The organism is Microcystis aeruginosa LEGE 91341, from assembly GCF_015206885.1.
Taxonomy (GTDB): domain Bacteria; phylum Cyanobacteriota; class Cyanobacteriia; order Cyanobacteriales; family Microcystaceae; genus Microcystis; species Microcystis aeruginosa_H.
The window spans coordinates 37,067-51,904 of record NZ_JADEXY010000009.1; the positions used below are offsets into that span (position 1 = coordinate 37,067).

General features: G+C 43.2%; 15 protein-coding genes and 1 pseudogene. 5 read left to right on the forward strand and 11 right to left on the reverse strand.

Annotated features, from left to right (window positions below):
• Positions 1-56: 56 nt before the first annotated feature.
• From IQ234_RS02900 to IQ234_RS02915, 4 genes are all read right to left on the reverse strand, one after another.
• A complete protein-coding gene (locus tag IQ234_RS02900) occupies positions 57-434 on the reverse strand; it encodes a hypothetical protein (protein ID WP_002734118.1) in 378 nt (125 codons plus the stop codon).
• Between the two features lie 36 nt (positions 435-470).
• On the reverse strand, positions 471-2,189 hold the full coding sequence (locus tag IQ234_RS02905) for an ABC1 kinase family protein (RefSeq protein WP_193955973.1): 1,719 nt from the start codon (positions 2,187-2,189) through the stop codon (positions 471-473).
• Between the two features lie 171 nt (positions 2,190-2,360).
• Positions 2,361-3,065: a Uma2 family endonuclease gene (locus IQ234_RS02910; protein WP_002765478.1), complete on the reverse strand. Its 705-nt coding sequence runs from the start codon at positions 3,063-3,065 to the stop codon at positions 2,361-2,363.
• A gap of 159 nt (positions 3,066-3,224) precedes the next feature.
• Positions 3,225-3,464, reverse strand: coding sequence for a hypothetical protein (locus tag IQ234_RS02915; RefSeq protein ID WP_002750530.1), 240 nt, complete (start codon positions 3,462-3,464; stop codon positions 3,225-3,227).
• Between the two features lie 126 nt (positions 3,465-3,590).
• Here IQ234_RS02915 and IQ234_RS02920 point away from each other — a divergent pair, with 126 nt between their 5' ends.
• Positions 3,591-3,857 (forward strand): glutaredoxin family protein, encoded by a 267-nt coding sequence (locus IQ234_RS02920; protein ID WP_002750529.1) that lies wholly within the window; start codon positions 3,591-3,593, stop codon positions 3,855-3,857.
• 3 nt (positions 3,858-3,860) lie between these two features.
• Here the strand turns inward: IQ234_RS02920 and IQ234_RS02925 are convergent, their stop codons facing one another.
• Both IQ234_RS02925 and IQ234_RS02930 read right to left on the reverse strand, forming a co-directional pair.
• Entirely contained in the window at positions 3,861-5,042 is a 1,182-nt protein-coding gene (locus IQ234_RS02925) for a serine hydrolase (protein ID WP_193955974.1), read from the reverse strand.
• Between the two features lie 27 nt (positions 5,043-5,069).
• Positions 5,070-5,870: an RNA methyltransferase gene (locus IQ234_RS02930; protein WP_193955975.1), complete on the reverse strand. Its 801-nt coding sequence runs from the start codon at positions 5,868-5,870 to the stop codon at positions 5,070-5,072.
• Between the two features lie 36 nt (positions 5,871-5,906).
• Between IQ234_RS02930 and IQ234_RS02935 the strand changes: the two genes are divergently transcribed.
• The 4 genes from IQ234_RS02935 (at position 5,907) to IQ234_RS02950 (ending at position 9,487) form a co-directional block, all read left to right on the forward strand.
• Positions 5,907-6,062: a DUF2256 domain-containing protein gene (locus IQ234_RS02935; RefSeq protein WP_002746413.1), complete on the forward strand. Its 156-nt coding sequence runs from the start codon at positions 5,907-5,909 to the stop codon at positions 6,060-6,062.
• 169 nt (positions 6,063-6,231) lie between these two features.
• A complete protein-coding gene (locus IQ234_RS02940; protein WP_193955976.1) occupies positions 6,232-7,380 on the forward strand; it encodes a glycosyltransferase family 4 protein in 1,149 nt (382 codons plus the stop codon).
• A 9-nt stretch (positions 7,381-7,389) separates the two neighbouring features.
• Positions 7,390-8,724, forward strand: coding sequence for a TrkH family potassium uptake protein (locus IQ234_RS02945; RefSeq protein WP_193955977.1), 1,335 nt, complete (start codon positions 7,390-7,392; stop codon positions 8,722-8,724).
• A gap of 73 nt (positions 8,725-8,797) precedes the next feature.
• Positions 8,798-9,487 carry a potassium channel family protein gene (locus IQ234_RS02950; protein ID WP_061432893.1) on the forward strand — a complete coding sequence of 230 codons (690 nt, stop codon included), beginning with the start codon at positions 8,798-8,800 and terminating at the stop codon, positions 9,485-9,487.
• Positions 9,488-9,498: 11 nt separating this feature from the next.
• Here IQ234_RS02950 and IQ234_RS20940 read toward each other — a convergent pair whose 3' ends face one another.
• The 5 genes and pseudogenes from IQ234_RS20940 to IQ234_RS02975 form a co-directional block, all read right to left on the reverse strand.
• Complete coding sequence (locus tag IQ234_RS20940) at positions 9,499-9,864, reverse strand: hypothetical protein (RefSeq protein WP_228008352.1); 366 nt, start codon at positions 9,862-9,864, stop codon at positions 9,499-9,501.
• A gap of 170 nt (positions 9,865-10,034) precedes the next feature.
• Positions 10,035-11,168, reverse strand: a complete 1,134-nt coding sequence (locus IQ234_RS02960; RefSeq protein WP_193955978.1) for an RNA-guided endonuclease InsQ/TnpB family protein — start codon at positions 11,166-11,168, stop codon at positions 10,035-10,037.
• A gap of 275 nt (positions 11,169-11,443) precedes the next feature.
• On the reverse strand, positions 11,444-13,042 hold the full coding sequence (locus tag IQ234_RS02965; protein WP_193955979.1) for a SpoIID/LytB domain-containing protein: 1,599 nt from the start codon (positions 13,040-13,042) through the stop codon (positions 11,444-11,446).
• Positions 13,043-13,387: 345 nt separating this feature from the next.
• Positions 13,388-14,437, reverse strand: a complete 1,050-nt coding sequence (locus tag IQ234_RS02970) for a hypothetical protein (protein ID WP_002765465.1) — start codon at positions 14,435-14,437, stop codon at positions 13,388-13,390.
• A 126-nt stretch (positions 14,438-14,563) separates the two neighbouring features.
• Positions 14,564-14,838 (reverse strand): annotated as a pseudogene (locus IQ234_RS02975) (serine/threonine-protein phosphatase); the annotation flags it as partial.

A 14,838-nucleotide genomic window follows, 5' to 3' on the forward strand; every position in this document is an offset into this window, starting at 1 on the left:
TCTTTCCTATCTGCTAACACCTATTATCTTAGTCCTAAATGTTTGCTGCCTCCTAATTATCCCCGATAATCGAGGTCAATTTCTTTAGAACCGCCGCGCTGTAATTGCCCTAACAATTCCCCTAACTGACTCCAAACCAAACCACCGATAAAGATAGTCATGGGGAGAGAGATAGCGTAGGCAACCCAACCATTGAGAATAAATATATCTAATCCCGAGGCCAGGAAAAGACAGATTCCTACACAAATACCAATAAAAGGAATTTGTAAGGAACTGGATTTTAAAAGATTTTGATCGTCTGAACCCTTATTTTTATACCAATTGTTAACCACTTGCTTGAGACTAGCTTCAAAAGCAGCCCCGCAGGTAATACCGATAAATAAACCGGCAAAAACTAGAAAATAGGGCGGTTGGGGCAGAAAATAATAATCCATAGAAAAAGTGATTAAGCGATGATGACCTTAAACACTTTAACGCGAACTGGTTTCTCCCGGAAGGACAGCGGCCACACCTTGGGACGATAATTCCCGAAAAGCGCTCATGGCCACATCCAAGAGTCGCCGCGGTTGCAATTCTCCTTGAATTAAACCCCAGAGACGTTGCACTTCGGCAGTGTGGAGACGGTCATCTTCCGTTAAAGCTAATAGTAATTGACGACGCAGATAACGACCTTCTTCCGACAGAAGAAAAGTGATGCCTAATTGCGCGGTGGGCAGTAAATCGAAGTTACTTTCCGATCGAGCCATTGTAATCATGTTTTCTAGGCGTTGCCACTGGAATTTACCGTTTTTGAACAATACATCCAGTAAACGCCGGCGCAGTTGGGGCGATTCCCCGGTCAGGAGACGTTTAGCAACGTAGGGATAGGCTACTTGGACAATTTTGAAGTTAGGATCGAGGGTAAGGGCCACCCCTTCTTGGGTGACGAGGGAACGAATAATCAGGGCGAATTTGGCGGGAATCCGGAAGGGATATTGGTACATCAATTCGGAGAAATCATCGGTAATAGTGCGGAAATTGAAGTCACCGACCCTTTGACCGATGGCATTGCCTAAAACTCGTTCTAGAGCCGGAATAATTGGTTTTATATCGGTTTCTGGGGTTAAAAATCCCAGTTTGACAAAGTTGGCGGCCAGGTTTTCGTAGTCTTTGTTAATTAAATCGACGACGCAACTAGCGAGGGTTTCTTTAGTTTCCTCCTCTAACTGGTCCATCATGCCAAAATCGATATAGGCCATGCGACCATCAAAAGTGGCGAAAAGATTACCCGGATGGGGATCAGCGTGGAAAAAGCCGTGTTCGAGGAGTTGCTGTAATCCCGAGGTTACGCCGATTTTAACGATACTATTGGGGTCTAATCCTAAAGCTTTGATATTCTCGGTATCGGTGAGTTTATAGCCATCAATCCATTCCAGGGTGAGGACGCGGCGACCACTATAACGCCAGTAGATACTGGGAACTTTAACTTCGGGGTTATTTTGGAAGTTGGTGGCGAATTTTTCAGCGTTGCGACCTTCGTTTTGATAGTCGATTTCCTCAAAGAGTTTGGTGCCGAATTCATCGACAATCAGGGTGAGGTCATGGCCGAGATTGAGGGGTAATAAACGACCGAATTTTTGGGCAGCCCAGCGCATTAGGTATAAATCGAGGCTTAAAAGCGCCCGCAGCCCCGGTCTTTGCACTTTAACGGCTACTTCTTCGCCGGTGGGTAGAATCGCTTTATAAACCTGTCCTAAACTAGCGGCAGCCACAGGGGTGGGGGATATTTCTCGATAGGCTTTTTCTACGGACATCCCCAATTCTGTCTCGATAAGGGCAAAAGCGATGTCGTTATCGAAGGGGGGAAGTTGGTCTTGCAGTTTAACTAATTCGTCTAAAAAGTCTTTGCGAACGAGGTCGGGGCGGGTAGAGAGAGCTTGACCGACTTTGATGAAGGTGGGACCCAAACGGGTGAGAATTTGCCTAAGTTCGCTGGCACGCTTGTATTTATTGGCTTCTTCTTGCTTTGTCCATTTGTCCCAGAGGAGACTGAGGAGAAATAATCCTAAAGACCAAGTAATCACGAAAGCGCGACCGAACAATTGCCAAGGTTTGTAACGGTATTGTTGAGCGATCGCTTCTGCACTGTAAGGAGTGAACTGTGTTTCTTCTCGTTTCCGGTCAGTTTGACTGTCTTGATGCCGACTCACTAGCTAATCTCTATATATCTTACGCCACTTGATATTGTAGCTAAGTTCTTGACATCAGTATACAAAACTACACATTATTTAATAATTGTTATAATTCCCTGAGAAATCATAAGTATTTATGGCTGGACTGCCGGGGTGAGTTGGGCAACCCTAACACCCCCAACCGGATATTTAAGCAATTTCATCGGGATTAATGCCCAATTCTCGCAGCTTTTGGGCTAATTTTTCCGCCCGTTGTTGTTCTCTTTCTTTGGCTAATCTTTCCTGTTCTTTGGCTAATCTTTCCTGTCGGGCCGACTCTTGAGGGGTGGGAACCAATTCACCTGATTCAGTGAAATAGCGCAATTTATTGGCAAAAATCCCTAAATATAATCCCAGTTGCTTACTCCATAAATAACCGTTTTCATTGGGGGTAATCGGTTGATATTGTCCCTCAATTAAAGTGAATCCTTGCCATTCTAAGGTATTGGGATCAAACCAAAAATACTCAGGAGTACGGAAAGTATGCTGATATAGTTCCTTTTTGGCTTTTCTGTCCACATTAGCGGTGGAATCGGAGAGAATTTCGATGATTAGATTGGGATATTTACCCCCTTCTCCCCAGACGACCCAACTTTTTCTGGGACGTTTCTCTGTATCTAAAACCACGAAAAAATCTGGTCCACAAAAATCTCGCTGTTTCAGTTGTCTTTCGTTATAATAAATAGTCAAATTGCCCGAGGCATAGTAATCGTTTCTATCTTGCCAGAGCCAATCAAGACAAGATAATAATAAAATAATTTGTTGTAAATGCAGATCACTTTCCACGGGTGGTTCATCACTCCATAAATCGGTGGGAGGACAGACAATATCGGTAGCAATATCTAGGGTTGTCATCGTTTATAAACCCATTGAGTCAATTTGGGGTGATTCTAGCAACAAGGGACAATCAATACAATTATATTATAAGTCCGATCGTTTTGCTTGTATATAGGGTGTTAGGAGTCGGTCGGGTAAGTCAGAATACCATGACCTCAATCCCCTTGGTTGAAGGACTTATAAAAACCAGAAGAAAGCCACTAAAATAACAGTGAGGGTCGCAGCAAAAATGAGAGCGTATTCAATTTTTTGATTGATAATACCAATAACCATGACTAGGGTAATTGCCAGAAGAAACACACCGATATAGACTAGATTTTGAGAACCTGAATTAACTAAATTATTATTTAAAGTCGGTGTGGGTGTGGGAGTTTGTAGAATTGTTGATGAGAGACTAATCGTGGAGGTAATGAACATAAGTAATTAGTTATAATTAAATTGAAGATAGATTTTGCCTCTGATCCCCCCTGCCCCCCTTAATAAGGGGGGTGCCGATAGGTGGGGGGATCTGACAACTTTTAACACCTACCTGCTTAAATATTTATGACTACCATAGAACTAATTTTATACAGTAAACCGGACTGTCATCTTTGCGAAGGGTTGCTAGAGAAACTAGAAAAAATCCGTCAACCGGAGTGGCAGTTAGAAATTAGGGACATTACCAGTCGAGAGGATTGGTTTAACGCTTATCAGTACGAAATCCCCGTTCTCTGTCAAAAACTAGCCACGGGGGAAAAAATCCTCCCTCGTCTTTCCCCCCGGGCAAATGCCGAACAATTGGCCCGTCTTTTAGCCAATAATTTAACCTAGGGGCTAATTACCCGGACTAGGACTAAGGACTGGACTCGGAGAGGGAGAAGACTGGGCGACTGGTTGCGGTTTGGCTGCGGGTTGAGTTTGATACCATTTAAAGTGTTGGTAGGCCGTGCGGGATATTTGTTGAATCAGGGTCCTAGCGTTACTATCATTGTGGGGACGTTTCACCATTACTGCTCCTAGATAGCGTTTCCCGTTGGGCATATCAATAATACCCGCATCCGCTAACATCGAGCCAATATCACCGGTTTTATGGGCAATATCGGCGGCTTTCTCGATACCTTGGGGCAGCAGGGTGCGAGTGCGCGTTTCCTGCATAATATTCAATAGACGATCGCGGGAACGTAAACTGAGTAATTCCCCTTGATTAACTTTTCCTAAGATTGTCACCAAATCTCTCGGACTTGTGGTATTGGTTCCTTCCAAGTCTGGTAAAGGGTTATTAATTACCGTACTGGTCAAACCCCAAGCTTGAAAACGCTGATTAAGAGCCTTTTTGCCGCCCATGCGCTTGATTAACATATTAGTAGCGGTATTATCGCTAATTACGTTCATTTTAGTGGCGGTTTCTAGGGCAGTATAGGTTTTATTCACTCCTAGATACTGCATATCTCCAGACCCACTGGCCAAGACATCCTTAGTGGCCACAAGGGTTTCATCGAGACGAATTTTTCCCGCGTCCACATCCTCAAAAAAGGCCACCAGAATCGGGATTTTAATCGTACTAGCGGCAGCAAAAACAGTATCTCCGCGAAAATTAGCGTAAGCACCGTTATCAAGGTCAATAAATAATGCTCCTGCCTGTAATTTCGGATATTTGACCGCTAAAGCCTGTAATTTCTGGTTAAGACTGCTGAGATTTTCGTTTAAAACTAAGGTGGTCGGTTTTGGGGTGACGAGTTTGGGAGTCGGGGAATTAGTAGCGGTGGGTTTTGGGTGTAGGGGTAATTTGCTCGGATCCACCACCGTTAAGACCGTACCAGCGATCGCACCTAAACCGACACCAAGGATAGAGAAGCGAAGAACCTGAAGGAGAAAAGAAGCAATTAGGTTAGGTTTACGTTGTTTTTTCGACTTTTTAACCGGTACAGGCCTTTTCTTATTGTTTGAGTCCAGGGACCTAGGGGACCCAGGGCCAGATTGGACTTTAGTAGGACGACGAGTTACTTGACGAGTCACGGTTTTCCTCAAGGGTATCCAGATTTATTATCGATCGCTAGGAGAATTTTTTTTCTTGCCCTTGAGACTATCAAGACCGAGAAAAAGTTGCCCGATACTTTCAATATGACCGATAATGCCCCGCAGCAGAGCTAATTCCTCCACCGTGGGCCGGGCCCGATGATAAAATTGCCGGAATTTCTCCATCCTAGCGGCGGCGGTGTGGGGGTAAAGATAGCCAATTTTGAGCAAAAAGCTCTCTAAGTGCTGATAATAGCCTTCTAGAGCCTCAAAAGTGGCACTAGGGAGCATTTCTACTGGGGGTTCGAGCCTATTTTCCGTCGCCATTTGGTACAGTTCGTAGGAGCAAACCGCCACCGCTTGGGCGAGATTGAGGGAGGAATATTGAGGATTAGCGGGAATACCGACAAAACGCTGGGCGTGGTTCAGTTCGCTGTTACTTAAACCCCGGTCTTCTGGCCCGAAAATTAGGGCCGATTCTAGGTTAGGGGTGAGTAACCAGGGTAAGGCGGTCCGGGGTGTTTCAAGGGGAGTATTCAGGTGACGGGGTTTCGAGGTGGTGGCAATGATGCGATGACAACCCTGCAAAGCTTCCGGAAGGGTGGCTACCTGTGAACAGTTTTCTAGGACTTCAATTCCGTGTACTGCCATGCGTCGCGCTTCTTCTGCAAGGATATCACAGGCGGGATTGACGATAATTAAGCGACTTAAGCCCATATTCCGCATAATTCTGGCAGTGGAACCCACATTTAAGGCTCCGGCTGGTTCAACTAAAATAATTCTCAGGCGATCGAGTGGGGAACTCGGATTATTTTCATCTACACTCATAGATAAGGCGCAGTTTTTGACTTTTTAATTTTAATCATGGCACGTCAGCCCTCGAAGTCCGATCTTCCCAGTAAAATTTGTCCCGTTTGCGGTTTATCCTTTACTTGGCGCAAAAAGTGGCAAAACTGTTGGCATGAGGTAAAATACTGTTCAGAACGCTGTCGTCGTCGCAAGTCCTCGGCCAATCAGTAAAAAGCCGAGAGTTTTAACTATCAAATAGGCGCTCTTGCCAAGGTCAATTTTTAGCTGAGGACTTAGATGGGTAATTAATTTTGCTGAGGTACTCTATTAGCTTTTAATTTTACGGTTAATTTAGTAAGCTGATACTTGGCTAAATTAACTTTTTCTTAAGAGAATCTGAATGCACATTGCCTGGTTAGGAAAAAAATCTCCTTTTTGCGGTAACGTTACCTATGGGCGAGAAGTGACTAATTCCCTGCTCGATCGAGATTATCAAGTCAGTTTTCTCCATTTTTCTTCTGAAAAACCCACCGTAAGCGATTGGCCCGACTTTTACGACGAAATCACCCTGCCACGTCTCTATAGTTCCCAAGTCTATACTATTCCCACCCTGAAATCGAGTCGGGTTCTACAGGATAAACTCAGGGAACTGAAACCCGATCTAGTTCATGCGTCCTTACCCCTGTCTCCCCTCGATTTTCTACTACCGGAAATTTGTGAGTCTTTAGATTTGCCTCTGGTGGCGACTTTTCACCCGGCTTTTGATAGTAAAATTCGCAATATCATCTCCAGTACCCAATTATTAACCTACCAACTACACGCCCCTTTTTTGGCTAATTACGATAAAGTAATTATTTTTTCCACCTCTCAACGGGATTTTTTAGTTAAATTGGGAGTTCCCGAAGAAAAATTAGCAATTATTCCCAATGGGGTTGATATTAATAAGTATTGTCCAGGACCATCGAATATTAAAGCTCAATACAATGCCGATTGTTTATTTATTTATCTCGGTCGGATCATGCCGGAGAAAAATGTAGAATCTTTATTGAAAGCTTGGAAAAAAACCAATTTAGGGGGTAGATGCAAACTGCTCATTGTTGGCGATGGTCCGTTGACTCCTTCCCTTAAACCTTTTTATGGGGAAGAAGATGGTATTATCTGGTTAGGTTTTATCGGCGATGAAAATAAACGAATTGAAATTTTGCGCGGGGTTGACGGCTTTATTTTACCCTCTTTAGTGGAAGGTTTATCGATTTCCCTTTTGGAAGCGATGGCCTGCGGTGTTGCTTGTCTGGCTACGGATGTGGGTGCCGATGGGGAAGTGTTAAAAGGTGCGGGAATAGTCCTAGATACTAAAGGACTAATTACCCAATTAAAAACTCTCTTGCCTGTATTACGAGATCATCCCGAATTAACCACAATTTTAGGTCAAAAAGCCCGTCAAAGAGTTTTAGACTCTTACACTCTCAGCAAAAATATTGATCGCTTACAGTTAGTTTATCAAGAAGTGTTAGCCCAAAAACAATCTTCTCTTAGCTACTTTCACTAAGGAATTTATATGACAATTGCCCGGACAATTTGCTTGGGATTTATTGCGGTAATTTTAGCGGGCACTTCCCTGTTGATGTTGCCTGTTTCTACCACTAGCGGCACTTGGAATGACCCAATTGTTGCCATCTTTACCTCCACTTCTGCTGTCTGTGTCACGGGTTTAGCAGTGGTAGATACGGGTACTTATTTTTCTTTTTGGGGTCAATTATTTATTGCTTTATTAATTCAAGTGGGTGGACTAGGATATATGACCACTACCACTTTTTTAATGTTATTAGTTGGGCGAAAATTTGACCTGAGACAGAAGTTAGCGATTCAAGAATCCTTCGATCGACCTTTCCTACAAGGTAGTCAAAGTTTAATGAAATCAGTGATTGCTACTACTTTAGTTTTTGAGTTAACAGCAACTTTGGTTATGTTAACTGTCTTCGCCCAAAAGTATGATTTTAGATATGCGGTGTGGTTGTCTTTATTTCATAGTATTAGTGCTTGGAATAATGCGGGTTTTGGCTTGTTTAAAGATAATTTGATGTCCTATCAGTCTTCAATTATTATTAACCTATCTATCACAGGGTTGATCATTTTTGGAGGTATCGGTTATCAGGTAATTATCGAGTTTTACACTTGGTTTATTTACCGCTTTCAATATAAACGAAAAGGCTTTGTTTTTTCTCTTAACTACAAAGTTGCTATCAGCACAACCATATTTTTATTAGTGATAGGAACCTTGGCTTTTTTACTTACTGAACAGGGAAATGGTGACACTTTGGCTAATTTATCAATTAAAGATAAATTGCTGGCTGCTTGGTTCCAATCGGTAACATCGAGAACAGCAGGATTTAATACCATTGATATTGGTAAAATTTCCGTAGAAGGTTTGTTAATTACCATGGCTTTGATGTTTATAGGAGCCAGTCCTAGCGGTACAGGGGGAGGTATTAAAACCACAACTTTTAGGATTTTATATAACTGTACCCGCTCGGTTTTACGGGGACATGAAGAAGTGACTCTTTATCAAAGACGCATTCCCATGCCGTTAATTTTAAAGTCAATGGCGGTGGTTTTTGGTTCGGTTATAGCGATTATTATCTCCACCCTAGCTATCTCATTTGTGGAGACAGATTTTAAAATGATTCAACTGTTTTTTGAGGTAGTTTCTGCCTTTGGAACTGTTGGTTTATCTATGGGGATAACTGCCGCTTTATCACCAATCTCTAAGTTAATTATCGTTTTTATGATGTATCTTGGACGGGTGGGAGTTATACTTTTAATAGCGGCTATTATCGGCGATCCGAAACCAACAGTCATTAATTACCCCGAAGAAAACCTTTTAGTGGGATAATTAATATCAGTTATCAGTTACTGGAACTTATTGACACTAGCATTTTAAATGCGTAACAGTTTAACTTAAAATTATGCAATCAATTAAATTTTTTAGTAGTATGCGTCCCCAAAATCGCCAATTTGCCGTCATCGGATTAGGCAGATTTGGGCGCGCTGTTTGTGAAACCTTACGCAAACAAGGTTATCAAGTGGTAGCGACAGATATTGATGAAGGATTAGTAGCACAAGCGTTATCTGATCGGATAGTAGATAATGCGATCGAGCTTGATTCTACCAAACCTAACGCTCTGCGAGAAGCGGGAATTTTTGAAACCGATACGGTGATTGTCGCTATTGGTAAATACGTGGAAGAAAGTATCATTACTACTCTCAATTGTAAGGAAGCGGGGGTTAATTTTGTCGCCGCTAAAGCCTCCACAGAAATCCATGGAAAATTACTCAAAAAAGTTGGTGCAGATTTAGTAGTTTTTCCCGAATACGATGCTGGTTGTGAGTTAGCGCACCGTTTAACTAGACCATCAATTTTAGAACGATTTGATCTCGATCCCGAACATAGTATTGTCGAGTTAAAAGTCCCGGAAGCTTTTCACGGTAAAACCCTAGCAGAGTTAGAAATTCGTAATCGTTATGGGTTAAATATTGTCGCTGTCGGTAATGCGGAAAAATTCAAGATTAACCCCAATCCCCAAGAAAGATTACACAAGGATTTAGCAATGGTGGTGATTGGTTCTAACCGAGATATTCAGCGTTTACCGATTTGACACTCCCCGCTCTAAAGAGACGGGGATTCTTGGTTCACAGAGATTACTTGCTTAGACAGAATTGCTTCTGAAAAAGTAGAGGTATTCTCTCCCCAAGCGTTTATTGGATCGAGCCCAAAGGTTCCGACACGCCCTGCCGTACCCAACAAGCGTACGTTATTAATAGCGTACGCTATAATATTGGTATGGGAAAAAATCAGGCTCAAGAAAAAAGAAATCGTATCGAAAAAGGTCTTTGCCGTTTTTGCATTAGACCAAGACTTCTTAACAGCAATCAACTTTGCGAAGATCATTACATACAAAATGCGGTCAAGTGCGCTATCGGCAAATGCGATAAAGAAACCGTAGCGATTTTGAAATCCAAATTCCACGATCATCCTTACTGTCCTTACACAGGCGAAAAACTGGTTTTGGGAGTAAACACGCATATTGACCACATCGAATCTAAGAAGAATAGACCAGACCTTGCTAAAGAGTTGACGAATCTTGAGTGGGTGTCAGATAGAGCGAATCTAGCAAAAAATGGAATGAGTAAACAGGAGTTTATTCAATTCTGCTCGCTAGTCGCTTCTCTCAACCAATCCCCTTGATGCCCTACCGTACTTAGTCCCCTTTTAAGGATGTTGATTGCGGCGTTTTCATCCCTATCCAAAACACATCCACATTTGCACTGATGGGTTCTAGTCGATAAAGATTTTTTGACAGTTTCACCACAGTTTGAACAGTTTTGGCTTGTATAATTCGGTGAGACAGCAATCGTTATCTTGCCGAATTTAACCCCAAAATACTCTATCCATTCCCGAAACTGATACCAGGCCGCATCATTTATCGATTTAGCTAGACAATGATTCTTGACTAAGTTCTTAACTCTTAAATCCTCGTAGGCTATCACATCATTAGAGTGAACTACGCACCTTGCTAATTTCACAGCAAAGTCTTTACGTTGCCTACTTACTTTAAGGTGAGCTTTAGCTAATTTTTGTCTAGCTTTTTGACGATTTTTACTTCCCTTTTTCTTTTTAGATAATCGCCTTTGAAGTCGTTTTAATCGTTTCTCAGACTTTCTCAAGAATTGAGGATTATCAACCTTGTTGCCATTGTGATCTGTATAGAAAGAAGCCAAACCTACATCTAAACCAATACACTTACCTGATGGTTTAACATCTTCTTTAACGTCACAAGAAAGGACAAATTGACAATAATAACCGTCCGCTCTCCGAATCAACCTAACCCGTTTAATATCGGATTCTTGAAAGTACCCTAAATCCCAAGTTCCTACCAACTTAAGAACACCAATGTTTTTCTTGTCAGTGAACTTAACAGTTTTAGGGCTAAGAAGCTTCCATCCTGATTGTTTGTATTCAACAGAGCGAGATTTTTTAAATTGAGGATACCCCTTTTTGCCTGATACTTTACGTTTACAGTTGTCGTAAAAACGACTAATTGAACTCCAAGCACGTTCAGCACTTGCCTGTCTAGCAGTTGAATTAAGTTCATCGGCAAATTTAAAGTCCTGAGCTAATTCTTTAGAATATCGGTATAAATCGTTCTTACCCGTACCTTTTGTATCCATCCATAACCTTACACATTTGTTACGGATGAATTGAGCAGTACGAATAGCATCGTCTATGGCTTGATACTGTTGAGTTTTAGCTTTAACTTTAAACTCTAAGACAAACATTTTACGCACGGGTTACTTAGATAAAATCAGTATAGCACAATAAAAGTTAAGTTAACAAGCTATAGTTTAAAAAGCCGTCCTAAAAGGACGGGGCTTTAACCCAAAATTTCGGTAAATTTTAGTCAAACATTTGATTTACTTAGTTTCTAATCCTCTTTTTAGGTAGGAGAATTGTCAGAGGCTTTCTCTTGCCTTTTGCCTATTGCCTCTTGCCTTCAGAAACTGATAACTGATAACTGATAACTGATAACTGATGACTGATAACTGATAACTGATTAATTTCCTCGCCAAAAGATAATCGAATTATTGAGAGGTTGGATGGTGGTGCCGGGATAATAGAAAGCCAGAATTTGCTCAGGAGACCAACCCAAACGGGCTAAATTATAGGAACCAAATTGACTTAATCCTACCCCGTGGCCGAAACCGCCACCAATAAAGTTATAACCCTGGATTTGTCGATTGGTATCGTAGATAGGATCGATGTAGAATAGGGTACTGCGAGGCGGTCCCAAAGCACTACGCACCTCATTTTTATAGAGTTCCAAAATCCCCTTATCGGTTTGAATGGTCATAGTCAGAATCCGACCGGAAGGAGAGCGCTTAGTTACTTCCATCCATTGGATTTTCTGGAAGTCGGCGAGGGGATGTTTTCGCCGTGTTAGATAGGTTTCTAGGTCTTGACTCAAATCGGCTAAAGAAGCTTGTTTTTGCCAGCGAAAAACCCGTCGTCCCGTCTCATTAAAACCATCTTTAAGATTAATAAACTGGCGAAAAGTTGTCTCATTAGCGAGGGATTGTTTCGACAGATCCCAGACTCGATTAGGGGAGTCCACCACTGCCCGGAGATAAGGTCTTTCTTCCCCATCCCACACATCACTAAAGAGGGCAGTTACTCCGCCGGTGGTGGAGGAATAAAGGGCATCCACTAACTCATTTTGGTAGGTTAAAACCAGTCCTTGGGTAGCTGCGATCGCTTGATCAGCCCGGGGATTAGTTCCCGTCAATCCATAATAAACTTGACAATGGGTATCGGCACAGAGTTCGTAATTATCGGCTTGAAAACGGCGGAGATTGCGGAGGGCGTAGGTACGGGCGATAATAGTTTGCGCCTGGGTGGCACTTTCTGGGGCATCATGACCGATTTCGTGGGGTACAACCCCGCGCAGGTAGGTTTCGAGGGGAACGTTATTAACTAGGGTAAAAGTGCCGTAGGCGTTGGGCTGTAGTCGCATGGTTCCCCCGTACAAACGTACCTGATCGGGGCTATGGGTGACTTGAATCAGGTTTTTTTGGCTCTCGATTTCCAATTCTTTGGGAAAATAGCGCACCCCATTGATCTGGAAAGAAACTTGCGGCTTTTCTTTGAGTAAAACACTATTAATATAGGGTTGATTGTGGCCTTTGGCTTGCAAACTGGTCAGCAACCAACGTCGCACTAGGGGATTTTCATAAACTTCTCGCTTTGCCCAAACCTGCCAGCGTCCGGGTTGGGTAATTTCCACTTTAATGCCCATTTTTGCCCAATTTTTGGCACTATTTTCGGCGGTTTCAAAGGTGGCGTGGTCGCTTAAAATGACTTTTTCTTGGAGGATGGGAGAAGCGAGGGGACGGGGAATAACTTCTAATTGTAGGCGATTGGTTTGCAGGGTTTGGGATTGGCCATCTTCTCCCACCATGCGGAGGGTGAGATTATCACCACTGGTACTGCTCAGGGTTAATTTTTCCTTGGCTTCATCGCCAAAACGTTGGACAATGCCCACTCTCAGAAGCACATCCTTGGCCATAGCGGCAGGAATTAGGGTTAAACTGAGCAAGATCGCCGCAGTTATGGAACCGATGCTAATTATTGGTTTTTTTTCCTTGATTTTTAGCATAAAGTCAAGTATCTGTTAATAAGTTTTCATAAAAGTTGACGATATTCAGAAATTATAGCAGCAAGCCATCAGCTATCAGCCGTCAGCCGTCAGCTTTTTGCTCCCTGCTCCCTACTCCCTACTTACCACTGATTACTAATTACTGCTCACTGATAACTGAAAAGTCTCCCCACTTGCCAATTGATAAGGAGCATCTCATTGATGCAAGTGAGTAATTATACTTATCTCTAAAACTGTTTTCTAGCAAGGCTTTCAAAATAGCTTGACATAAAAACCTGATTTAGGGGTTACAAAGGTGAGATGCTCCCAATTCATAATTCATAATTCATAATTCATAATTCCCCTCTAACTTCCCCCATCGCTGATAATGCGTAAACGCACCATTTTTTGCCCACCCTCATCCAGTTCTACTTCGATCACTTCACTGGTTAAACTTTCCAAACAGGTTAACATCGATCGCAGATGGGGATTACTTGCTCCCGTATCCACATAGAGGCGATCGGACAAACTACCCAAACGTTTCCAAGTAGTATAAAGTTTAGCTACGGCTTGCTCTAATTGTGTGGCTTGTTTAACCAGATCCGCCGCCGTATTTAGACAATCGACGCGCAAAGCTTCTTCTAGAGCCATTTCAATATCTAAATTACCCCGTCGGAGAGTTTGCACTTGGGCCGCCGCATCGAGATATTTGGCCAAACTGCGTGCTTCCGAGGTGATTAGTTTTACCGTATCTACATCGGGATTAGCGGCGATTTCTTGACGGAGAGTGTCGATATGGGTATCGGGTAACTTTTCTAATTCTTTCACTAGGGGGGCGAGATGACGCGCCGGTAAACTACCATCGCTGGCTTTTTCCTTCACTTCATCGGGTAGTAAATCTGAACTCATCGCCGTCCATTCATCGGCCAATTGCTTCACCTCCCGACGGGTAATTCTCTCCCCTTGTCGGGCTGCATCACTGACTAATTTTTGAATTTCGGGGGCAGATTTGGCTGTTTCTACGAAGGCCCGTTTACTAAAATTATTGATACTATCGGGATCTAGTTGTCCTTCTGCTAGGAGAGTATCGGCACTATTAGCCAATTGAATCAGAGCATAAGCTTGACTTTTAGTGATTTCTCGCTGTTTTAACCAGTTTAAAAAGCCCGTACCCCTACTATCACCGCCTTGCTTCTCCCGGTCGCGAATAGCTCGCAAAATTCGCCCCCGCCAGATTTCCGTTTGCAAATCAAAGCGATCGCAGACTTTCCAAAAAGAATCCAGTTGCTGCTGAAAATCATGATCTTGGATGGTTTCATCTTCGGGATCCGGCAGTTGAAAGTTAAACTCTAGAGGCGTTTCAAAGGCATCAATGATCGCGGAGGTGTCGGAGGGGAACGTCGCAGCATCAACCATATATGATAGACTCGGCAGTTAATCGGGCATTTTATCTTAACTCGCTCAGGCAACCCCCGACAAGCCGATTAATCTTCAGGTAAAACCCCACACCCCACACCCCATGAACAACTTTTTCAGCCAACCCTAGTTAGGGGAAGCATTGGGGGGACTCGGACTGGTGACGGGTGCGGAAGGTGTCGTCCCGGTCGTGGGACTCGGACCGGTGACGGGTGCGGAAGGTGTCGTCCTGGTCGTGGGACTCGGACTGGTGACGGGTGCGGGAGAAATCGATGGATTGGGAGCGGGATGACGACTCAGGAATTGCCAAGCGATCGCAGCCAGCAAACCGAAGACCCCGACAGCGATCGCTGCCACAACTAGGGGTGAAACGGTAGTGGATGGGGGGGGAGAAGTAGGAC

Excerpts from the sequence above, each read along its gene's own strand:
- IQ234_RS02900 (WP_002734118.1), bottom strand. The coding sequence starts at position 434 with ATGGATTATTATTTTCTGCCCCAACCGCCCTATTTTCTAGTTTTTGCC.
- IQ234_RS02910 (WP_002765478.1), bottom strand. The coding sequence starts at position 3,065 with ATGACAACCCTAGATATTGCTACCGATATTGTCTGTCCTCCCACCGAT.
- IQ234_RS02915 (WP_002750530.1), bottom strand. The coding sequence starts at position 3,464 with ATGTTCATTACCTCCACGATTAGTCTCTCATCAACAATTCTACAAACT.
- IQ234_RS02920 (WP_002750529.1), top strand. The coding sequence starts at position 3,591 with ATGACTACCATAGAACTAATTTTATACAGTAAACCGGACTGTCATCTT.
- IQ234_RS02930 (WP_193955975.1), bottom strand. The coding sequence starts at position 5,870 with ATGAGTGTAGATGAAAATAATCCGAGTTCCCCACTCGATCGCCTGAGA.
- IQ234_RS02935 (WP_002746413.1), top strand. The coding sequence starts at position 5,907 with ATGGCACGTCAGCCCTCGAAGTCCGATCTTCCCAGTAAAATTTGTCCC.
- IQ234_RS02940 (WP_193955976.1), top strand. The coding sequence starts at position 6,232 with ATGCACATTGCCTGGTTAGGAAAAAAATCTCCTTTTTGCGGTAACGTT.
- IQ234_RS02945 (WP_193955977.1), top strand. The coding sequence starts at position 7,390 with ATGACAATTGCCCGGACAATTTGCTTGGGATTTATTGCGGTAATTTTA.
- IQ234_RS02950 (WP_061432893.1), top strand. The coding sequence starts at position 8,798 with ATGCAATCAATTAAATTTTTTAGTAGTATGCGTCCCCAAAATCGCCAA.
- IQ234_RS20940 (WP_228008352.1), bottom strand. The coding sequence starts at position 9,864 with ATGATCGTGGAATTTGGATTTCAAAATCGCTACGGTTTCTTTATCGCA.
- IQ234_RS02960 (WP_193955978.1), bottom strand. The coding sequence starts at position 11,168 with ATGTTTGTCTTAGAGTTTAAAGTTAAAGCTAAAACTCAACAGTATCAA.
- IQ234_RS02965 (WP_193955979.1), bottom strand. The coding sequence starts at position 13,042 with ATGCTAAAAATCAAGGAAAAAAAACCAATAATTAGCATCGGTTCCATA.
- IQ234_RS02970 (WP_002765465.1), bottom strand. The coding sequence starts at position 14,437 with ATGGTTGATGCTGCGACGTTCCCCTCCGACACCTCCGCGATCATTGAT.